Source organism: Psychroflexus sp. MBR-150, from assembly GCF_053628795.1.
Genome location: NZ_JBRJHB010000023.1, coordinates 15,573 through 37,634 on the forward strand (window position 1 = coordinate 15,573; position 22,062 = coordinate 37,634).

The 22,062-nt window shown below is 32.0% G+C and carries 23 protein-coding genes; 19 read left to right on the top strand and 4 right to left on the bottom strand.

The genetic code is table 11. The annotated features are described in order from the left end of the window. Window positions 1-56: 56 nt before the first annotated feature. Window positions 57-692, top strand: a complete 636-nt coding sequence (locus ACSSV5_RS10805) for an NAD(P)H-dependent oxidoreductase (RefSeq protein ID WP_454245875.1) — start codon at window positions 57-59, stop codon at window positions 690-692. On the opposite strand, the gene ribB is transcribed toward ACSSV5_RS10805, so the two are convergent. The 4 genes from ribB to ACSSV5_RS10825 all read right to left on the bottom strand — a co-directional run bounded on the left by ribB (window position 682) and on the right by ACSSV5_RS10825 (window position 6,434). Beyond that, complete coding sequence (gene ribB / locus ACSSV5_RS10810; protein WP_454245876.1) at window positions 682-1,827, bottom strand: 3,4-dihydroxy-2-butanone-4-phosphate synthase; 1,146 nt, start codon at window positions 1,825-1,827, stop codon at window positions 682-684. The two genes, ACSSV5_RS10805 and ribB, sit on opposite strands and share 11 nt — an antisense overlap. After that, a complete protein-coding gene (locus tag ACSSV5_RS10815) occupies window positions 1,811-3,352 on the bottom strand; it encodes an LptF/LptG family permease (protein ID WP_454245877.1) in 1,542 nt (513 codons plus the stop codon). The genes ribB and ACSSV5_RS10815 overlap by 17 nt, the downstream gene beginning before the upstream one ends. 6 nt (window positions 3,353-3,358) lie before the next feature. Then, window positions 3,359-4,000, bottom strand: coding sequence for a LolA family protein (locus ACSSV5_RS10820; RefSeq protein ID WP_211066805.1), 642 nt, complete (start codon window positions 3,998-4,000; stop codon window positions 3,359-3,361). Window positions 4,001-4,061: 61 nt separating this feature from the next. Beyond that, window positions 4,062-6,434, bottom strand: coding sequence for a DNA translocase FtsK 4TM domain-containing protein (locus ACSSV5_RS10825; protein WP_454245878.1), 2,373 nt, complete (start codon window positions 6,432-6,434; stop codon window positions 4,062-4,064). Between the two features lie 184 nt (window positions 6,435-6,618). Between ACSSV5_RS10825 and ccsA the strand changes: the two genes are divergently transcribed. The 18 genes from ccsA (at window position 6,619) to ACSSV5_RS10915 (ending at window position 21,940) form a co-directional block, all read left to right on the top strand. Continuing rightward, on the top strand, window positions 6,619-9,861 hold the full coding sequence (ccsA, locus tag ACSSV5_RS10830) for a cytochrome c biogenesis protein CcsA (RefSeq protein ID WP_454245879.1): 3,243 nt from the start codon (window positions 6,619-6,621) through the stop codon (window positions 9,859-9,861). A 153-nt stretch (window positions 9,862-10,014) separates the two neighbouring features. Next, entirely contained in the window at window positions 10,015-10,563 is a 549-nt protein-coding gene (pyrR, locus tag ACSSV5_RS10835; RefSeq protein ID WP_454245880.1) for a bifunctional pyr operon transcriptional regulator/uracil phosphoribosyltransferase PyrR, read from the top strand. Further along, window positions 10,556-11,503 (top strand): aspartate carbamoyltransferase catalytic subunit, encoded by a 948-nt coding sequence (locus ACSSV5_RS10840; RefSeq protein ID WP_211065690.1) that lies wholly within the window; start codon window positions 10,556-10,558, stop codon window positions 11,501-11,503. The genes pyrR and ACSSV5_RS10840 overlap by 8 nt, the downstream gene beginning before the upstream one ends. Before the next feature lie 3 nt (window positions 11,504-11,506). Continuing rightward, complete coding sequence (locus ACSSV5_RS10845; protein WP_454245881.1) at window positions 11,507-11,839, top strand: ribonuclease Z; 333 nt, start codon at window positions 11,507-11,509, stop codon at window positions 11,837-11,839. Beyond that, window positions 11,840-12,760, top strand: coding sequence for a ribonuclease Z (locus ACSSV5_RS10850; RefSeq protein ID WP_454245882.1), 921 nt, complete (start codon window positions 11,840-11,842; stop codon window positions 12,758-12,760). Window positions 12,761-13,320: 560 nt separating this feature from the next. Further along, window positions 13,321-13,485 carry a tyrosine-type recombinase/integrase gene (locus tag ACSSV5_RS10855; RefSeq protein ID WP_454245883.1) on the top strand — a complete coding sequence of 55 codons (165 nt, stop codon included), beginning with the start codon at window positions 13,321-13,323 and terminating at the stop codon, window positions 13,483-13,485. Window positions 13,486-13,679: 194 nt separating this feature from the next. Further along, the gene (locus ACSSV5_RS10860; RefSeq protein ID WP_454245884.1) at window positions 13,680-13,973 is read left to right on the top strand and encodes a helix-turn-helix transcriptional regulator; all 294 of its coding nucleotides are present in this window, start codon (window positions 13,680-13,682) and stop codon (window positions 13,971-13,973) included. 171 nt (window positions 13,974-14,144) lie between these two features. Further along, window positions 14,145-14,414, top strand: coding sequence for a hypothetical protein (locus tag ACSSV5_RS10865; RefSeq protein WP_454245885.1), 270 nt, complete (start codon window positions 14,145-14,147; stop codon window positions 14,412-14,414). Window positions 14,415-14,689: 275 nt separating this feature from the next. Continuing rightward, complete coding sequence (locus ACSSV5_RS10870) at window positions 14,690-14,959, top strand: hypothetical protein (protein WP_454245886.1); 270 nt, start codon at window positions 14,690-14,692, stop codon at window positions 14,957-14,959. A 44-nt stretch (window positions 14,960-15,003) separates the two neighbouring features. Next, on the top strand, window positions 15,004-15,273 hold the full coding sequence (locus ACSSV5_RS10875; RefSeq protein ID WP_454245887.1) for a hypothetical protein: 270 nt from the start codon (window positions 15,004-15,006) through the stop codon (window positions 15,271-15,273). A gap of 30 nt (window positions 15,274-15,303) precedes the next feature. Beyond that, window positions 15,304-15,585 carry a hypothetical protein gene (locus tag ACSSV5_RS10880; protein ID WP_454245888.1) on the top strand — a complete coding sequence of 94 codons (282 nt, stop codon included), beginning with the start codon at window positions 15,304-15,306 and terminating at the stop codon, window positions 15,583-15,585. Window positions 15,586-15,656: 71 nt separating this feature from the next. Continuing rightward, window positions 15,657-16,265, top strand: coding sequence for a hypothetical protein (locus tag ACSSV5_RS10885; protein WP_454245889.1), 609 nt, complete (start codon window positions 15,657-15,659; stop codon window positions 16,263-16,265). Next, window positions 16,222-17,109: an HTTM domain-containing protein gene (locus ACSSV5_RS10890; RefSeq protein ID WP_454245890.1), complete on the top strand. Its 888-nt coding sequence runs from the start codon at window positions 16,222-16,224 to the stop codon at window positions 17,107-17,109. The genes ACSSV5_RS10885 and ACSSV5_RS10890 overlap by 44 nt, the downstream gene beginning before the upstream one ends. Before the next feature lies 1 nt (window position 17,110). After that, window positions 17,111-19,693 carry a carboxypeptidase-like regulatory domain-containing protein gene (locus ACSSV5_RS10895; protein ID WP_454245891.1) on the top strand — a complete coding sequence of 861 codons (2,583 nt, stop codon included), beginning with the start codon at window positions 17,111-17,113 and terminating at the stop codon, window positions 19,691-19,693. Window positions 19,694-19,704: 11 nt separating this feature from the next. After that, window positions 19,705-20,475: a GLPGLI family protein gene (locus tag ACSSV5_RS10900; protein ID WP_454245892.1), complete on the top strand. Its 771-nt coding sequence runs from the start codon at window positions 19,705-19,707 to the stop codon at window positions 20,473-20,475. 20 nt (window positions 20,476-20,495) lie between these two features. Then, window positions 20,496-20,903 (top strand): thiol-disulfide oxidoreductase DCC family protein, encoded by a 408-nt coding sequence (locus ACSSV5_RS10905; RefSeq protein WP_454245893.1) that lies wholly within the window; start codon window positions 20,496-20,498, stop codon window positions 20,901-20,903. A gap of 367 nt (window positions 20,904-21,270) precedes the next feature. Next, window positions 21,271-21,603, top strand: coding sequence for a type II toxin-antitoxin system RelE/ParE family toxin (locus ACSSV5_RS10910; RefSeq protein ID WP_454245894.1), 333 nt, complete (start codon window positions 21,271-21,273; stop codon window positions 21,601-21,603). Between the two features lie 4 nt (window positions 21,604-21,607). After that, a complete protein-coding gene (locus ACSSV5_RS10915; protein ID WP_454245895.1) occupies window positions 21,608-21,940 on the top strand; it encodes a helix-turn-helix domain-containing protein in 333 nt (110 codons plus the stop codon). The last annotated feature ends 122 nt before the right edge of the window (window positions 21,941-22,062 follow it).

The following is a 22,062-nucleotide window of genomic DNA, read 5'->3' on the forward strand; positions in this document are numbered from 1 at the left end:
TGATTTATTTGATAATCTTCTAATTCGCATCCATTTACCTTTGCAAAAAAATTTTTATGGACATCATAGATGCACTTAATTGGCGTTACGCTACAAAATATTTTGACAGCCAAAAGATATTGCCTGAAGAAAAAATTCATAATTTAAAAACAGCATTTAACTTAACACCAACATCTTACGGGTTGCAACCGTTAAAACTTGTTGTTGTTTCTGATAAAACGATTCAAGAAGAACTTTTTGAAGCCAGCTATAACCAAAAACAAGTCAAAACAGCTTCTCATGTGTTTGTCTTGTGTGTTGAAAAAAATATCAATCAAGTATTTATAGAAAATCACTTTGAGTTGGTTAAACAAATTCGTCAAACTCCTGATGAGATTTTAAAGCCATTCAGAGATTTTTTAATTGAAGATTTTTTAAATAAAAATGATTCTCAACTTCAACAATGGGCAATAAATCAAGCCTATTTGACCATTGGCAATATGCTTACTGTATGTGCTTTAGAAAAAATAGATGCCTGTCCTATGGAAGGTTTTGATGCTAAAAGTTACGCTTCAATATTAAATTTAGATACTTATAGAATTGAACCTGTTTTAGTAATGCCAATTGGCTATCGTGCTCAAGATGATGAATTTTCAAAGTTTAAAAAAGTGCGACGCCCGTTAGAAGATGTTGTGATTGAAATCAATAATTAACGTAATCAATAATTTCTAATCCATAACCTATCATACCAACGCGTTTGGTTTGTTTAGAATTTGACATTAATCTAATTTTGTGTACATTAATATCGTGTAATATTTGTGCACCAATCCCAAAATCTTTATTATCCATTTTGAGTTGTGGAACTTTGACTATGCCATCGACTTGTTGTTCTTTTAAAATTTTTAATCTTGACAAAAGATTTAAACTTTGCACATCTTGATTGATAAAGACAATTGCACCTTGACCTTCGGCGTTGATCAATTTAAACATATCATCAAGCTTTTTTTCGGCGTTGTTGGTCAACGTGCCAAGGATATCATTGTTGACCAAAGTTGAGTTAACACGCACCAAAACAGGATCATAAGCTTTCCATTCGCCTTTAGTCAATGCTAAATGTATATGATTGTTGGTGGTTTGTTGATAGGCTCTTAACCTGAATTGGCCAAATCGCGTTTGCAAATCAAAATCTTCTTTTTTCTCAATAAGAGAATCATGAGCCATTCTGTAGGCGACTAAATCTTCAATAGAAACAATTTTGAGGTTGTGTTTTTGAGCCACTTTCACCAATTGTGGTAATCTTGCCATACTGCCATCTTCATTCATAATTTCAACAATCACACCCGCAGGTTTTAAGCCTGCTAATCTTGCAAAATCAATGGCTGCTTCTGTATGACCTGTTCTTCTTAATACGCCACCTTCTTTAGCTTTCAATGGAAAAATATGTCCTGGTCTGTTCAATTGATGCGGTTTGGTATTGTCGTCACACAAAGCTTTGATGGTTTTTGCACGATCTGCTGCCGAAATACCCGTAGTAACGCCTTCGCCATTGAGATCTACAGAAATAGTGAAAGCCGTTTCCATAGGATCTGTGTTATTGCCAACCATCATATCGAGTTTGAGCCGTTCGCAACGCCTTTCAGTAAGTGGACAACAAATTAGACCACGACCGTGTTTAGCCATAAAGTTGATCATTTCTGGTGTGACGTTTTGAGCTGCAGCCACAAAATCGCCTTCGTTTTCACGGTTTTCATCATCAACAACAATGATAACTTTACCAGCTCTTATGTCTGCTATGGCTTCTTCTATGCTGTCTAATTTTATATCTTGTTGGCTAATCGTTTTCGTCATCAGGTTTGATCAATTTTAATTTTCTAAGTATTTTTTTTATCGGGTCTGTTACCGCATCTGTATTGATAAAGCCTTGGTCGGTTGTGGCTCTATAAGTTAAGTAAACCCCTAAAGGCATCATAACTAAAGTGGACAACCAAGCTCCTAAAAAAGGACTTATACCACCTGTTTCTGAGCTGTTACCAGCAAATATCCCAAAGAAATGGTAAGCCAAAAACAATAAAATTGAGACCACAAGTGGCAAACCTAAACCGCCTTTTCTGATGATTGCTCCAAGTGGTGCTCCTACAAAAAACAAGACAATACAGCTTATGCCAAGTGCGTATTTTCTGTGTAGCTCAAGCTCAACACGATTTAAAAGTCTAGTTTTATTTGCAAATATTTTTTGTTTGGTCTTAATTTCTCGTATTAAAGTTCCCACTGAATTATTTGCTAAACTATATATTTGGCTATATGTATAATTAGGTTGAACAAAAATTAGACTATCAATACGGTAAAACCCTTTTGGATCTATGACTTTAGCTTTTATGCTATCGGCAACTTGTTGGGTATTTGAATCATTTACAGAGATATTTCTTTTTTTGTTTCGAATTTTATCTTTTTTATTAGAATCTTTAAATAGATTAGAATATCCATTTCTTTGATTCATTAGGCGGTTATAAATTCTGATGTTTTTGACATAATCTTGAGAAAATGAATCTAAATGCGTTCTTAACTCGTCTGTGTTTAAAGCTTTATAAGGATGCGTTGCACTTTCGTCTGTTAAATCTGTTTTGTTTAGCTCGGAGATGTCAATATTCAAAACATATTCATCAAAAGAAGTCTTTACAAATGGGCGACTTTGCCTTTCTTTATAATTTTTTGGTGGAATTTCGTTGTAATAATTACCATCATTTAAAACCAATGAAACTAAATTTGGATTGTTACCAGAAATTAATTCACCTGTTTTAGATTTGATAACCGTATGATTTCCACTTAACTTTTGACTCTTTTCGTGAATGATGACATTATTTAGGATTTCTTCATTTTCACCTGTTTTTTTTTCTACTTTTATCACATAAGAAGCGATATCACTAAACCTGTTTTCGTCAATCGCCATTGCTGGTTTAACTTGAGCTAAATTTTTTCTCAAATTCAACGATTTAAATTCTGCCCATGGAATCACTGTATTTGAAAATTGATAGGTTACATAGCCTAAAACCACGATAAAGACAATCAAACTTCCCATAGCACGTTGTAACGAAATTCCTGCCGATTTCATAGCTGCAAACTCATAATTTTCAGAAAAATTACCAAAGGTCATGATTGAAGTAACCAAAATGGTAAGCGGTAAAATTAACGGTACTAAACTGGGTAAAATATAAAAAATAAATTTCGCTATAATTATGATATCCAAATCTTTACCTGCCAAGTCTTTAATAAATGACCAAACAATATACAAGGTAAAAATGAGTATCAAAATCATAAATACCGATAAGAAAGTTCTTAAGAAAGAGAAGAGAATATATCTATCAAGTGTTTTCAAATTACTTTAATCTAATTCATTGATGTAATAGTCAGGGTATTTGCTTTTATCAAATTTAAAAACATTTTCTGATAAAGGCTCGTTAGGTTTAAAACTTGAAATTTTAATTTCAGTTCGCGTACCATTATTCATTGAGTAAATCAAGTTTGAGATGTTTTTAGTGTATTTATCAACACCCAACAAGATGTTTTTATAATCAGCATTAGAATCAATTGGGATGAGTTTGATATATTGTATTTCACGACCATTTTGGTTTTGCTGAATATCCCATTTATACAAATATCCATCTTCAAAAAAGGTTAGCATTTTAGATGGCGTTATGGCGGTATCATCCTGAGAGTTTACTGAAGAAATATTGATTTCTTCATCCGCAGGAATTATGGTGTATAATTTAGTTCCATTAAATATTTGTGTTGTTCCCATTAAATTGAGACGATATTTATTACCTTTAACATATACTTCTCCACGGGTTTCTTCCTTGAGTTGTTCAGAAATATTTTCTAAAGTATAAGAAAATTCGATACTGATATTTTCATAGTTTTTCACTTTATCTAAAACCTCAGTAGCTAATTTTTTTGCTTTAGGATCATTTTGAGCTTGAACCGAACTAATACTCACAAAAAGAACAACAAATAATACAATTTTCATCAAGATATAGTTTAATAATTTTTTTTCAAAAGTAAGAGTATCAAAATTGATACCATTTTTTTTATTCATTTTTTAGTAATTCGTTTAGAGCGTTCATATCAGACACCAAAACTTGACGTGCCTTGCTACCTTCAAAAGGACCAACAATTCCTGCAGCTTCTAACTGGTCTATAATTCGTCCAGCACGATTGTATCCTAATTTTAGTTTTCGCTGAAGCAAAGATGCAGAGCCTTGTTGTGCTGTTACGATGACTTCTGCAGCGTCATTAAACAATTTATCTCTATCTTCAATACTGTCTTCAAGTGCTGATTTTGACTCTTCACCCACATATTCTGGCAACTGATAGGCTTCAGGATAAGCTTTTTGAGAGCCGATAAAGTCTGTGATTTTTTCAACTTCTGGCGTATCCACAAAAGCACATTGCAAACGGATGACTTCGTTGCCTTGAGTAAACAACATATCACCACGACCAATAAGTTGATCGGCACCGCCAGCATCTAAAATGGTTCGTGAGTCTATTTTGGAAGTTACTCTAAATGCAATTCGGGCTGGGAAATTAGCTTTGATCATACCTGTAATGACGTTAACAGAAGGACGTTGTGTCGCTATAATGAGGTGAATACCGATGGCTCGAGCCAATTGTGCTAATCTCGCTATTGGGGTTTCTACTTCTTTTCCTGCAGTCATAATCAAGTCTGCAAACTCATCAACAACCAATACGATATAAGGTAAAAAACGATGACCGTTTTCAGGGTTGAGTTTACGGGCTTTAAATTTAGCATTGTATTCTTTGATGTTACGCACCATAGCCTTTTTCAGAAGCTCATAGCGGGCATCCATTTCTATACACAATGAATTTAAAGTATTGATAACCTTTGTGTTATCTGTGATAATAGCATCTTCAGTATCTGGAAGTTTTGCCAAATAGTGGCGTTCTATTTTGTTGAATAAAGTGAGTTCCACTTTTTTAGGATCAACCAACACAAATTTGACTTCAGCGGGATGTTTTTGATAGAGTAAAGAGGTTAAAATCACATTAAGCCCAACCGATTTTCCTTGTCCAGTAGCACCTGCCATGAGCAAGTGTGGCATTTTAGCCAGGTCAACCACAAAAGTTTCATTAGAAATATTTTTGCCAAAAGCTATTGGCAATGCCATTTCTGCATTTTGAAATTTGCTGGAAGCTGCAACAGATTTCATAGAAACGATAGAAGGTTTTTGACTCGGCACTTCAATACCAATAGTGCCTTTTCCCGGAATTGGTGCAATGATGCGAATACCTAATGCCGATAGTGAAAGTGCGATATCGTCTTCTAAATTTTTAATTTTTGAAATGCGAATGCCAGCATCTGGAATAATTTCATATAATGTTACAGTTGGTCCTACGGTTGCTTTGATTTGAGCAATGCCAATTTTGTAATTATTAAGCGTTTCAACAATTTTGTTTTTATTTTGCTCGAGTTCTTTTTCATTTATGGTTATGCCAGTGCCTTCACTGTAATCATTTAGTAAATCAAGACCTGGAAATTTGAAGTTTTTAAGCTCTAAAGTCGGGTCAAATTCACCAAAATTTTCAACAATTTTTTGAGATTTTTCATCAACTTCTTCATCTTCATTTGTGGTTTCTACTTCCATTTTTACATCATCGCTATCTGAATTTGATGTTTTTGTTTGCTCATTTTTTGTTTGGTCTTTTTTGTTATTATTTAAAACAAAAGAATTTTCTATGTCAGCATCGTTATCTGTTTCTGCTGAAGAATTATCTTTTTCAGTAAAATTAGATTCGACTTGTAATTCTTCAATGTCTTTTTCTTCAGGTTTTGGTTTTAAATCGTTTAAATCTTCAGCCACACTTTTTGATTTAAAGAGGTTTGCAACATGTTGTGGTGTTACTTTGAGACGAACGACAAGATATATGATAAACAAAAAACTTATCGCCAGAATTGTACCTGTTTTGCCTATAAAATCTACTGCAATGTCATTGACTTCGTAGCCTATCATACCGCCAAGAATGGGATAAGAATCAGCAAAAAATCCAAATCCAAGACTTAAAACTAACATCAAATATAAACCCCAAAACCATCTATTGGCGAGCTGAGACTGTTTTAAATTTAAAAACATATTCAATCCACTCATCATGACCAAAACCGAAAAATTAAAAGCGGCTATGCCAATACCTTTATAAATAAAAAAATACCCTAAAGTGGCTCCGAATTTACTTAACAGATTTTTTGAAGGAATGTCGCGATTAAAAAAATGACCAATTGTACTCTGGTCAGCTTGCCAAGTCCATATAAATGATGCAAATGAAATGAATAATGCCAAACCTACAAAAAAGAAGAAACTGCCCAAAACAATTTTTTGTCTTTGGGTTATAGAAAAAAATGAAGATTTTGATTTTGACTTCGTTTTTGTTTTTTTGGTTCTTGCCATAGTTTGTGTAAGATAATGCACAAAGTTACAAAACAAAGTGATTTTGTAAATATAAAAGTAACTTTGATGATTTATTTTCAAAAATAAAAATATTGATTTTAACAAACTTTGAAATCCGTTTAGGCTTATTTTGTTATAGACATCAAGACATAATGTCTATATTTGCAGACCCAATTGCACAATCATGTCAAAATCTGAAAATCAACCTATTTTAATACAAATTATAGAACAAATTAAATCTGTTTTGTTTTCGACAAAACTTATGGCGACCTTGTTTATTGTTTTTGCTTTAGCAATGGCAATTGGAACATTTGTTGAAAATTCTTATACAACACTAACGGCACGAGAATGGATTTACAATGCTTGGTGGTTTGAAGCTATTATGGCTTTATTTGTGATTAATTTTTTAGGGAACATTTCGCGATACCAATTATGGCGTAGAGAAAAATGGACTACCCTACTCTTTCATCTATCCTTTATTTTGATTTTAGTTGGTGCATTTGTAACACGCTATATTGGTTTTGAAGGTTCAATGCCAATCAGAGAAGGCGAAGTTGAAAGCACAATGCTGTCTAGAGATGTTTATCTAACAACTTATATCGATGGCGAAATTAACGGACAACCCAAAAGAAGGAGTCAACATTTCCCCTTGGTTTTGTCAGACGGTTTAAACAATAATAAAACCATTGAAACCAATTATAACGGAATTCCCGTTACATTTGAAATTTTGGAATTTGTTCCCGATGCAAAAATGGGAATTGTTGAAGATCTAAAAGGTAAAAAACATCTCAAAATTGTTGAATCTGGTGACGGACAACGTCATGAACACTATTTAAAAGAAGGCGAAGTTGCCAATATTCACAACACTCTATTTACTTACAATAAAAAAACAGACGGTGCTATCAATATCATTGAAGACGAGTCTGGAAACTTCAGCATAGAAAGTCCTTTTGAAGGTCAAGTGATGCGTATGGCAGATCAACAGTTGTTTGATTTCAAAAAAGATTCATTACAGAGTTTAAAATTCAGATCGCTCTATACCATTGGTCAAATGCAGTTTGTGATTCCTGAAATGCCTGTCAAAGGCGTTGAAGGTCTTGTTAAATCGGATATGATGTCAAAAGACCAACCCGATGGCATAACAATCAAAATTTCTGCTCAAGGTCAATCAGACACTTTAAATCTTATAGGTGGAAAAGGCTTGTTAAAACCTATGGAAACAACCAAAGTTGGCGATTTTGACATCAGTTTACGCTATGGCAGCAAAGTTATAGAACTGCCTTTTGCTTTAAAACTTGATGATTTTATAGCTGACAAACATCCAGGCACAGAAGATAGACCCAATCCGAGTTATAAATCCTTTAAGAGTAAAGTGCAAGTCATAGACGGAAGTCAATCTTATTCATACGACATTTATATGAACCACGTTTTAGACCATAAAGGTTATCGTTTTTTTCAATCGTCATTTGACCCCGACGAACACGGCACTATTTTATCGGTTAACCATGATTTTTGGGGTACTTGGATTACATATATCGGTTATTCTTTATTATATCTAGGTTTGATATTAATTTTGATTGATAAAGGTTCTCGTTTTGGAAAATTAAAACAACAACTCGATAAAATTAAAGCAAAAAAAGCTAAACAGTTTGGAATTTTGTTTCTGTTTATCAGCATATCTGGATTTGCTCAAACATCAGATAGCATTCAGCCATCAAGTGATGATATACACAAAAACCATACAGAAGAAGAATCGCCAATCAGCTTAAATTCCAAAACCTTTGATTCGCTTATTATAGCTAATGCGGTTGATGATAGACATGCCTCTAAATTTGGTAAATTGGTCATACAAGATGTCGAAGGTCGTATGAAACCAATGAATACTTTTTCGTCTGAATTGTTACGAAAACTCAGCCACAAAGACACCTACAAATCGTTAAATTCTGATCAGGTGTTGTTGTCTATGATTGAAAATCCAGTGGTTTGGTACACCACGCCTTTAATTTATTTAAAATCGAGAAATGATAGTTTACATAAAGTTCTCGGTATTGAAAAAGGAAAAAAATATGCCAGTTTAACCGATTTTTTTAATCCTGATGGCAGTTATAAATTGAGTCCTTATTTAGATGAAGCCTATCGGGCTAAAGTTAGAAATCAGTTTGAAAAAGACTTTGTTAAAGCCGACCAACGTGTTAATTTGTTTTACGATGCTTTACAAGGTAAACTTTTAAAAATATTTCCTATTCCCAATCATCCAAACAACAAGTGGGTTTCTCGAAATGAAGCTATTGAAGAAAATCACTTTACAGGAATGGATTCTGTTTACACCAGACAAATTCTTCCGATTTATATGCAAAGGTTACAAAATGCAAGAGAAACAGGTGGCTATGACAAAGCAGATGAAATATTAGTTGGAATAAAAAATTTCCAAAAGCGTTTTGGCTCTGAAGTCATGCTTTCTGACCGCAAAATTGATGTGGAAGTTCTATACAATAAAGTTGATGTTTTTAATCGTTTGTATCAGTATTATTTATTGGCTGGTGTATTGATGATTTTTGTGGTGTTGTATCGTATTTTTAAACAAAACAAACTCAATCTTGGGCTACTCAATGGTTTTAAAATCATTTTACTTTTGCTTTGGATAGCTCACACTTTAGGATTAATTGCTCGTTGGTATATTTCTGGACACGCCCCATGGAGTAATGCTTACGAAAGTATGATATATGTGGCTTGGGCAACGATGTTTTTTGGTTTGGCCTTTGGGCGAAAAAGCGATTTAACCATGGCATCAACCGCTTTTGTAACGTCTATAATTTTGTGGGTTGCACATATGAATTGGGTTGACCCAACAATAGCCAACCTTCAACCCGTATTAGATTCGTATTGGTTGATGATTCACGTGGCAATAATTGTAGCCAGTTACGGACCGTTTACGCTGAGCATGATCATCGGTTTGGTCGCTTTGGTTTTAATGCTTTTTACAAACAAGAAAAACAAGAAAAAATTAGATTTAAATATCAAAGAGCTGACCGTGATTAACGAAATATCTTTGACCGTAGGTTTAGTGATGCTGACTATAGGTAATTTTCTCGGTGGTCAATGGGCTAATGAAAGTTGGGGACGCTATTGGGGTTGGGATCCTAAAGAAACTTGGGCGTTGATAAGCATCATGATTTACGCTTTTGTGATTCATATGCGATTTGTGCCAGGCTTACGCGGAAGATTTGCTTTCAATTGGGCTTCTGTCATTGCATTTGGTTCAATAATGATGACTTATTTTGGAGTAAATTTCTACTTGACAGGTTTGCATTCTTATGCAAGCGGTAGCCAAATTATCAGCTATCAATTTATCTTTATAACCCTAGCAGTATTATTGGTTTTAGGATATTTTGCAAGGCGACAATACCTTAAGTACTATCAAAAATAAATGGCTGTCAAAACTTTTATATCAAGTAAACCTTTTAACAGGCTTTAAAACAGGTGTATAGCAAAAGTTCATCATTCAATACCTATATATAATGAACAGTAAAATCTAAGATCTCAAGAATTTAATTATTTTTGTATGACTGAAGCCAATTAAATGTGCAAGAAAAAGTTATTAAATCACAAGGAGCTCAATATTATATTAAACCGACTTGTTTGTCAACTCATAGAAAATCACGATGACTTTCAAGATACTGTTGTCATAGGTTTGCAGCCAAGAGGCATCTATTTAAGTGAAAGAATCAAACACCTGCTTCAATCAGAATATCAAATCAATAATGTAAATTTCGGCAAATTAGATATCACTTTTTTTAGAGACGATTTTATGCGAGGCAATAAAGTTTTGCAAGCCAACAAAACAGAGATTAATTTTATAGTTGAAAACAAAAAAGTTGTCTTTGTAGATGATGTGCTTTATACAGGTAGAAGCATTCGTTCTGCACTTACAGCTATACAATCCTTTGGAAGACCTTTATCGATTGAGTTGCTGACTTTAATTGACAGAAGATTTAGTCGCCATCTTCCTATACAACCCGATTATAAAGGCAGACAAGTTGATGCTATCAATCAAGAACGCGTCATTGTATCTTGGGTAGAAAACGATGGAGAAGACGCCGTATATTTAATAAAAGAAAGCGATGAGTGAACTCAGTGTAAACCATTTATTAGGCATAAAACACATCAGTAAAGCTGATATCAATCTTATTTTTGAAACTGCAGACCACTTTAAAGAAGTTATAAATAGACCTATTAAGAAAGTTCCCTCATTAAGAGATGTTACCATTGCAAATCTATTTTTTGAAAACAGTACACGGACAAGGTTATCTTTTGAATTAGCAGAAAAACGACTCAGTGCAGATGTTGTCAATTTTTCAGCCTCTTCATCTTCTGTAAAAAAAGGAGAAAGCCTTATAGATACTGTAAACAATATTTTAGCCATGAAAGTTGACATGGTTGTGATGCGTCATCCCAATCCAGGTGCAAGTGTATTCTTAGCCAAAAATGTGGATGCTTCAATTATCAATGCAGGAGATGGCACACATGAGCATCCAACCCAAGCTTTACTTGACGCGTTTTCAATTCGAGAAAAATTAGGAAAAGTAGAAGATAAAAAAATTGTCATCGTCGGAGACATTCTCCACTCTCGAGTGGCTTTGAGTAATATTTTTTGTTTAAAAAAATTAGGGGCAAAAGTTAAAGTTTGTGGACCAAACACCTTGATACCTCAACACATAAAAAACTTAGGTGTTGAGGTTGAATTTAATCTTGATAAAGCTCTAAAATGGTGTGATGTTGCCAATATGCTAAGAGTACAAAACGAACGTATGAACACGAAATATTATCCTTCAACTCGAGAGTACGTGTGTCAATACGGTTTAGACAAAAAGCGTTTAGATACCATTGATAAATCTATTGTAGTGATGCATCCAGGCCCTATCAACCGCGGTGTTGAAGTCTCAAGCGATATAGCAGATTCACATCATTCTATTATTCTAAACCAAGTTGAAAATGGTGTTGCAATTAGAATGGCCGTTTTATATCTTTTGGCTTCTAAACTAAAACATTATTCAACCCCAACTCTATAATTTATGCAAAGTATCAAGAAAGACAATTACATCATTTTAAAAGACGATAAGGATAACCCTAAAGATTTTGCTCGTTTTATTGAAAGCCTTCTAGACCAGTTTAAATCAAACAATTTAGTTATAGACCTTTTGAAATACGGAAAGTTAACTTTAGAAGAACTATTAACTTTCTTAAAACCTTCGCTCAAGCATTATCAAAATAAAAAATCTTTTATCATTGTTAATGACACTATATTGATAGATAACGTTCCTGAAGAGCTTCGAGTAGTCCCTACACTAAAAGAAGCAGAAGATTTGATACAAATGGAAGAAATAGAACGCGATTTAGGTTTTTAGATGAGCTCACCATTAAAAATTCATATTTTAGGTTGCCACTCAGCGAGTCCAAAAGCTAATGCTTTTCCAACTGCTCAAATCGTTGAAATTAGAAATCAGCTTATTATGGTTGATTGCGGTGAAGGAACCCAAGTAAGACTAAGGCAACAAAAGATTAAATTCAATAATATTAAACACATTTTAATTTCTCATTTACACGGTGATCACTTTTTCGGTCTTATCGGGTTTTTATCAACTTTAAGTCTGCTCAATAGGCAAGCTTCCCTACAAATATTTGCACCAAAAGGAGCAAAAGAAATTATAATGTTACAACTCAAATTTTCAAAAACTTCTCTGAGTTTTCCTTTAAAATTTAATGTATTAGAATCTGAAAATAGTGAAGAAATCATCAATAATTCAAAATTTAGAGTTCAAACCATACCACTAAATCATCGGATTTACACTAACGGTTTTTTAATCACTGAAAAACCTGCCAAAAAAAAACTCAATATTGAGAAAGTAGAAAAACTACCTATCAGTAAAGCATACTATAACAAAATTGTCAATGGTGAAGATATTGTTTTGGACAATGGTCATAAAATAGCAAACGAAGAGCTAACCTTACCTCCTGACCCAGTAAAATCTTATGCTTATTGTAGTGACACAGCATTTAAGCCAGATATAGTTCCTTTAATCAAAAATTCTACTGTGTTATATCACGAATCGACATTCTTAGAAATTGACGAGGATTTATGTAAAAAAACGAAACATTCTACAGCAAAACAAGCTGGAATTATAGCTGCTAAAGCTGAAGTAGGTTACTTGATTTTAGGGCATTATTCTGCACGTTATAAAAACCTTGACGCTTTCAAACAGGAAGCTAAAACTGTTTTTGAACCTGTTTCAATAGCAGAAAGCGGAAAAACTTATATGTTTAAATAGGTTTTCTCAGAAAATCAGAATTTAAAGTTATAGATTTCGGATTTGTTATAAATAATATAGCTCCAATTCAACGGTGAATTAACTTCGCTTTTTCTTTTTTGGAATTACTGTCATCTCGATATTTCTTTCTTTACACCGCTTTCTACGATGCTAAATCAAAAACTATGGCTAATCTTCAGCGAAATGTTATAACATCAAAATTAAGGGAAATTTGAAACCTGGAAGTAAAAAAAATAGGTGCGAATGGTTAAGGCGTTTTCAGCAAAAGACCTCGCCTGCTCCACCGCTACTACCAACAATGTGTATCATTAATGGCTGTGTTTTGGCAGAATTTTAGGGTTTGAGATTTTTTTCTATCTTTACCAATAAAAACGAAAATGTGTTGACTTTTTGCACGCCACTAATGATACACTCGCCCGTTGGGCACAATCCCTCATAGACTCATAGAAACTTTAGTCCCTCAACTAACGTAAAATGAGTAAATTTGGATTGAAAATTGAAATGTTGAATAAAATATAAACAACTGATTTATAGTGATATAATTTTACGTTAGTCAGAACTTGTTAGAAGGCGGGACAGACATAAGATATATACAAAAGTTTTTGGGCCATAGCAGTATCAAAACGACTACAGTTTATACTCATATTAGTCAAAAAAGCACTAAAAAGATAGAAAGTCCATTAGATAAAATGGCAAAAAAGTATAAAAACAAGTCTAAAAATTAAAAAAGTGGTGTATTTTTGTGGATATATACTAGTTAGGCACAAGGTTGAAGCCAACGCTCGGCAGGCACATTTGTTTTTCCCAACGCACAGCCAACCGCAAAGAAAAACAAAAGAGCCTGCCCTGCCAACGCTTGACCGAAAAAGGAAACATCGAGACAAACCAAGAAAACCTAGCTGAAAACAATAGAAAAATTATGGACAAACATTGTTTAGAAATTATTCGAACGAAAAGACGTGAATTGAATTACTCGCAAGAATATATAGCTGAAAAATTAGAAATAACCCAAAAAGCGTATTCTGATATCGAAAATGGAAAGACTATTTTAAAAAACATAATGAGATTAAAATTAGCTAAAATACTTGGTTTATGTCCCAGTGAACTATGCCCTATTGTAAAGACTTGTGGGAATATTCTTAAAACAAAAAACCAAGAACTGATATCACTTCTAACCCAAAACAATATTGAAGTTCCCGAACATTTATTATAATTTCAGTAGTTTTAGGTATAATTTAGAAGTTTTACTACTTGGATTTCTCGTTTTTCTACAACTATCTTTGGATTATTAAACATATTCAGAAAACAAATCAATTGTCTAAAGAATTATTTGTTTAATTTGACTATGTAAATTCATTAATTTTAACCTTTTAAATCTTTAATCATGAAAAAAATCATTTCATTATCATTGGTGTTGTGCTTCGGGTTTTCTTTATTTGCTTTCTCGCCATCACCTACAAAAACTAAAAAATATTCTGATATCACTGATAGTCAAGAATCTTTCAATCTAAAAGAAGTAGCTTCATTTCAGGAAGCGGAAGAAAGCGCTACCACAGCAGATAAAGGAACATGGCATAAAAGATATAGAGTTTGGACTGACTTTGCAAAATCAGCAAACCTAAGTGAGATTGAAAACGCAATTAATAAACATTAATCATGAAAAAACTACTTTTATATACGTGTACATTAAGTGTTTGTTTGTTTCTATTTTCTTTTTCGTCAAGCAACACTATTGGCTCTTTTGAGGACATTACTCAAAATTCAGAATATGAAATGACTACTGAATTGGGGGAATTTACAGAGTTCGAAAATACTAGATATACTTCTGATAAAACAGAATGGAATCACAGACGTAAAACTTGGACAGACTTCTCCAAAATCGCGGACTTAAATTCAATTCATGAAGCAATTAACAAAAACTAAAACGTTATGAAAAAACAATTAATATTACCCGCTTTATTACTTACAAGCTTGTCTTTTGTAGCCTTTTCACCAATAGACAGTATTTCAGATTACAATGACATCTCTGAAAATACAATTCAAGATGAATTTACAACAGAGGTTGGTTCCTTTACAGAAATGTACACAAGAACTTATCTTTCTGACAAAACCGTTTGGGCACATAGATATAAAGAATATACATTAACAAGTGAGCATTCAGATATCAATTCAATAGAAAACACATTAAGACGAAACTAAAATTTTATTAGAAATCGAGTATTTTACTCATAAAACCAAAAATGATGAAAAAAATTTTGTACCCAACATTATTGCTTTTTAGTTGTTTATCTCTTGTTGCTTTCTCTCCTATCAACAAGGATGCGAGTTATCTAAATTTGTCAAATGAGGAATTAACAAACAATATGACTACGGAAGTTGGCTCTTTTACCCAATCCGAAACATCTCATGAAACTGCAGATAAAACGGTTTGGAACAAAAGACACAAAACATGGACTGATTTCACTAAATCGGGGGAAATAATAACAATTGAAAATGTTATTAACAGAAATTAATTTTGTGTTTAATACTTAAAAAGTTATAATATGAAAAAAACATCAACATTATATTTCATGTTGTTTCTTTGTTTGTCTCTTTTTGCGTTTTCACCAGCTAGCTTGACGGATAGGGAAAATTATAGAGATGTGAGCAACAAAGAAATTTATAATAATATAGAAAACGAAGTATCTTCTTTTGACCAGTTTGAAACTAGTGTTTACTTGCCCGATAAAGGAACATACAACAAAAGAGTTAGATATTGGACCTTGACTAAAAGTGACCAAAGTACTTTTCAATCAAGCATAAAGAAAGCCATTGACAGAAATTAACTATTGAATTAACATAACGCTTAATATAAAAAGCATTTTTTATTAGATGCTTTTTTTATTCCTAAAATCAAATGAAAAAAATAAGTATTTTTTTCTCCATACACTTTTTCATAGTTTCTACATTGTCAATATATCTTTTCATTGATGCTGTCTCTAAAACTAAGAAAAAAATTCCTGTATTAACTCATCTGAAAAATGATATTTATGACAGTAATTTTATTAGACCTTATCTTGTTTTTTCAGGTATAAATACAGGATATGGGTTTTATGGCATTAATGTAGCCACTAATAAATTCTTCTTAATCGAAATATTAGACGAGCAAAATTGCATAGTTGAAGAGATTAATGTGTCTAATTTTAAAACTAAGAACTCTTTTCAAAGATTTCATACACTCCCTTCTTGGCTTTATAATTTTAAGGTTGAAACAACTGAACTTAAAGAAAAATCATCCATTTTAGAGGAAGAAAACAAGTATATAGAGTTAAGGGATGAATATGTAAAAAAAATAAATAAACACATACTAAAATCCTATATAAGAGTCGAAGATTTAAAAGAAAATTACATTTATAGAATCAAACTCATTACTGTAGTTCCCCCAGACATTTGGAAAAGTAATTTAGATAAAAACAACATTTATGTCCTTGAAGAGCATGATTTCAAAATTGAAGACCTATTATAACACAATTATTTCCGGTAATAATCAAAATCAATACTTACCTTTTTTTAGAATTGCTGTTGGAGTTGTAGCACTTGCAGATATCATAACTATGGGAAAGGACTTTAAGTTGTTCTTCTCTGAAAAGTCAACAATTATTCCTCAGGAGCTAACATATTTGTTCACTGAGTATTTTAACTACCTTGACCCAATTTACTCTTTTTTAAGAGAAACCAATAGCATGGGTGCATTTTATACATCAATCTTTTGGACATATATATTATCTCTTATAGCATTAATCATAGGCTTTAGGTCAAGATTATTCGCTTTAGTTGCACTGGTATCTCAATTAATCATATTTAAATCATTTGCTTTATTTAATTTTGGATATGACCATTTTTTAACAATGTCCCTTTTCTATTGCTTCATTTTCCCTGTGGGCAAATACTCTTCTGTAGACAACAAAATTTTTAAGCGAGAGGAACGTTTAAAATATAATTTTAATTATCAAAATATGTTAAGAATTCATTTAGGTATTGTATATCTATTTGCAGGCTTAGCAAAAGTTATTTCGATAACTTGGTGGAATGGGGAAGCAGTTTGGAGGTCAGTATCTTCAATTTACGATAGTTTATTTAAAATTCCACCATTAATATTAGCAATAGGTGGTGTTCTAACATTGATACTAGAAGTTGGTTATCCCTTTTTAATGGCATATAAAAAAACAAGAAAAGCAACGTTAATTGGGGTAATTTCAATGCACATTGGCATTGCGTTTTTACTTCAACTTCCCTTGTTTGCGGGAATTATGATAGTCTGGAATATCACAGCATATTATGATACTATAAAAAATTGGTTTAAAAATTAGTATGTATAGAAAACTTGCTTTTATATTTTTATGCTTTACTTATTTAAACAGCGGTTTTGCTCAAGAAACAATTGTTCGAGGAATTGTGTCAGATTATTCTAACAATTTAATTGAAGGTGCTACGGTTGTTGTAAATTCGAGTGATTTAGAAAAGATTTTAACTTATGGCATTACTGATGCTACGGGGAATTATAACCTTAAATTTAATACTCCTCAAAATAGCAAAATAGTTATTAAACTATCCCATATTAACTATGAAAAACATATAGACACAATAACAATTACCGAAAACTTAATTAATTATAACGTTAAGCTTCATAAAAAAAAATTCGAACTTGATGACATAGTAATTATTGCTAAAAGAATTAAAGATACGATGTCAATTAAAACAGATAGTTTGAATTTAACTGAAAGAGCTACCTTAAGAAATATTTTAGACAAAACAGAAGGCTTTATAATATCCGAAGAAGGAGGTATCACTTTTCAAGGAGAAAAAATAAACAAAATCCTAATAAATAAAAAAGAGGTTTTTGTCAATCAAAACAAAATAGCTCTAGATAACCTAGAATTTGGCATAATGGAAGATTTACAATTAATCAATAACTACAGAGATAAGTTTAATATGGATTTTGATAATTTTACAAACTCTGTGATTAACATTAATACTAAATCAGACTTTAAAGGGGTATTAAAACTATTTGGTGACGTAGCATTAGGCTATAAAGACAAATATCAAGTCAAATTAAGAAGTTTTTTATTTTCTGATAAGGTTAATATGTTTTTGACCAGTAACACTAATTCCATTGGGAATAAGGAGTTTAGCTTTAAAGACATATCAGATTCTTTTAAAGACCAGTCTTCAGGATTTTTCAAAAAAAGCATTACAAACTTTTTTAGTGAAGATGATTTATTAAAAAGCGCATTTGATTCGAATACCAGTTTAACGCTTAGAAAAGAAAACGAAAGCTCTAGATTAGGGTTTGTTGCCTATTTCAATAATATCGACCAGACTAAAACCATTTTTGAAACCACCCAAAGCAATACCGGTGTGCTAATAAAAGATGAGAATCGAACTTTTAGAAATATTGGAAATTCTGCCATATCAAATTTTACCTATCAGAAAGTATTAAGCAAAAAAACTGTTCTTTCAGCTATTTCAGATTTTGCTTATACTAATTTAACTAACTCTAATGTTACTTCTATATCTAATTTTGTGCCAGAACAAAACAATATCTCAGAATCAAATTTTAACGACCCTAATTCAATTTTATCATCCTCTACTCTATCGCTAAAAACTAAATTAAATAAAAACCTTTTTTTTACAGGTAGTTTGGAATATGATATTGAAGATTCAAAAAATATCTTCAACTCCCATTATTCATTAAATTCAAATCAAGAACATTTACAACAAACTTACTCTTTCAAAAACCAATTTAAAAAGGTTATGATAGAGTTTGATTATAGACTTAATAAGTACTTATCAAGCTCATTAGAATTTAAATCTAATTTTTTCGATGAGACTTTAAACTATAATAATGATATTAGTCGTAAAGGTTTACTCTCCGAAATCATGCTACAATTAAGAGGACAAAAAAATAACAAAATTGAATATAGATTAGGAGTAATCCCTCAACTTTTCAAGTTCAATAAAGTTGAAAAAAATATGACTGAATTGGAAATAGACGCATTCGCAAGCTATAAGACTAATGAAAACAATAGGTTTAGTGTTAGTTATACTAAAACCAATGATTTGTTTGACTTGTATAACAATATAGACACATTAATTGTCTCTTTTAATAACAGATTAGTCAACACCATTTCTATTGAAAATAACATAACTAACTTTAATAGTCTATATTTTAGATATGACTATTCGAGCATAATTAAAACGCAATCTTTCAGCACATCTTTTTCGATTTCCGAAGAAAAAAATTACTTAGAGCCAATATTTGAAAATGAACAAAATAGCGTTTTTTTCTACTCTAATAGATTAATATCAAATAAAAAAACACAGTCTTTTAATTTGGCATTTGGTAAAGGTTATTATTTATCAAAAAACTATCATCTTTTGAGAATTAGGGGAGGCGTAAATCTTTCTAGAAGCAAATTCCCTACCTATATACCCGATGAAGCTAAATACGAAGTATTTTCTAACACATATAATCTAAGCCTCGGCATTGAGCCAAAAAAATTCTTTTTAGATGAGGTTACTTTAAAAGCAATTGCTAATAATCAAACGTTCCAATTAGATGATAGTAAAATTAATAATAATAGTAATCTTTACGTATTCTCAACTTTTAAAAAACAGACTGATAAATTTGAGTTTAGTTTAATAGCCGGACAACAATATCAAAAAAATCAAGGTTTTAAATTTAGAACCCCAATCTTAAATTTCAATACCAATTTAAAAATCAATGACCGTCTAAATATATTTCTAAAAAGTAAATATCTTTTCCATTTGCTCAATTTTAAAAATACAGAGTTTACTAATTTTAACACATTCTCCGACGGTAACTTGATTTATAACAATTACAACAGAAGCAATTTAAACTATATAATAATAGGTACATCATACAAACTTTAAAATTCACAATCATGAAAAAATTAGCATTAATCATTTTCTCATTGGTATTTAACTCAATAACAGCCCAACAACTTGGTAGTGTTTTTGAGGAAAACAATCCCAAAATTCTTAAAGTATCATACACAGCCTACCCTATAAGTAGTTATGATACACCTCCTGAAAGTAGCCAAAATTTTAAAAACCACTCCCAAATGGTGTCTTTAGCCCAAAGCTATGAGCATAAATATTCTCTATATGTCAATTTAGAAACAAATGAATCTATTTATAAGTTAGATACACTAGTAGTAAATAAGAAAGAGGGACAAGAAAACATGAATTTTATGATCAATAGTAATCTAGATTTTGTTGTAAAGGAAAAAAATGGAAACGTTTATAAATATGAACAAATTTTCCAGAGAGAATTTTATTCCGAAGGCAATCTAAATAATATCGAATGGAAATTAACAGATGAAACAAAAACTATTTCAGGAATGAAATGTAGAAAAGCAATAGCAAAGGACGAGGATTTACTACTTAATGTATGGTTTACAGAAAAAATACCAATTTCAAATGGACCTGTGAATTATTTTGGTTTACCAGGGTTAGTCGTTTGGTCTGAAGATTTCTTTTGGACTACCGAGATTACAAATATTGAATATATAAATGATTTTGATTTTGAAAGTTTAAGAAAAAACTTAGTAGAACAATTTAATAAAAGTAAAAAAGGAAAAGAGATAAAAGAATCTTTATTGATTGTCAAAAAAAATGCTTTAGTAAAATCTATGATTGAACAAATGAAGTAATAATCATTAGCTAAAAAATAATGTCTATAAGGAATGAGCCTATAATTCTCTTTGACAGTGTATGTAATTTATGCAATACAACTGTCCAATATATCATTAAGCATGATAAAAACAACCACTTTTATTTTGCTCCCTTGCAGGGTAAAACTGCCCATGAGTTAATAGATAAATACGAAAAAGATTCTTTGCAACCTGACTCTATAGCGTTGGTAACAAAAGGAAAAACGTATTGGAAATCTACCGCTGTACTTAAAATCGCATCTAAATTGAGGTTTCCAAGAAACCTCGTTCTTGTTTTTTTTGTCGTTCCAACGTCTATTAGAAATTTCATTTACGATTTTGTAGCCAAAAATCGCTATAAATGGTATGGAAAAAAGGATAGTTGTATGATGCCAACACTTGAATTGAAAGAAAGGTTTTTGGATTAAAACTATAAATAACATTCAGGACTATAATCCCGCAAGCACATTTGTTTTTTCCCAACCACATCACCCAACCCTAAAAAAACAAAAGAGCTTGCTCGCTTAGTGCTTTTAAAGAAAATAACGACAGAATTACCAAACGGAACGCAATAACCCAGTGCCTAACAGCGTGTATAAGCAATAGCGGTTGAAATGCTTAAACCAACCTTATCTCTTTTTTGCTAACTTTGTGCTTAATCGAACAGTAAGTGCGTATAATCCGCTACTGCTCATACACGCGAACCGTTGCAAGTAATGTGAGGGAATCGCAAATGTTTCCATATAATTCAACTTTTTTATTATCTTTGTACTCTAATACGAATTAATAAACTGAATGGACAAAAATTTTGATGTCATTTTCCTTGAACAAGCTCTCGAGTTTTTAGAAAAGTTGGACTTAAAATCAAGACAGAAAATTTATTACAATGTTGACAAAGCGAAACTCGGACTTGACCCGAAACTATTCAAAAAACTGACTGACGAAATTTGGGAATTTAGAACAAAATATAGCGGACTTCAATATCGACTTTTTGCTTTTTGGGACAAAACCGACAAATCCGAAACACTTGTCATTTCAACGCACGGAATTGTGAAAAAAGTTGATAAAGTTCCGAAAGCTGAAATCGAAAAAGCTGAAAAGATTAGAAAAGAATATTTTGAAGAATAAAATTATGGAAACTAAGAATAAAAAAATGAAAATGATGACCCTTGACCAGCTAAAAGACAGAGACATTGGCGAAGTCGGAACGCCAGAAAGGGAAAAATACGAGTTTGACCTACGAATGGAACTGCTTGGAGAAATGATAAAATCCGTGCGGAAAGAACGAAACTTAACACAAGAGCAACTTGGAGAATTAATTGGCGTTCAAAAATCCCAAATTTCAAAATTAGAGCGTAGTACAAAAAATGTGACTATCGAAACGATTTTGAAAGTTTTTCGAGCATTAAAAGCTAATGTTAAGTTCAGCGTGGAAATGAACAAATCAGAATTTAAAGTAGCGTGAAAATAAAAGTCGAGTAGGTAAAGGGGAATCTCACCCCTAAACCTCTCACAGAACCGTACGTGATAGTCTCCCATCATACGGCTCTTCTTAACAAGTCTATGGCGTAAAACCGTATTGCCAAT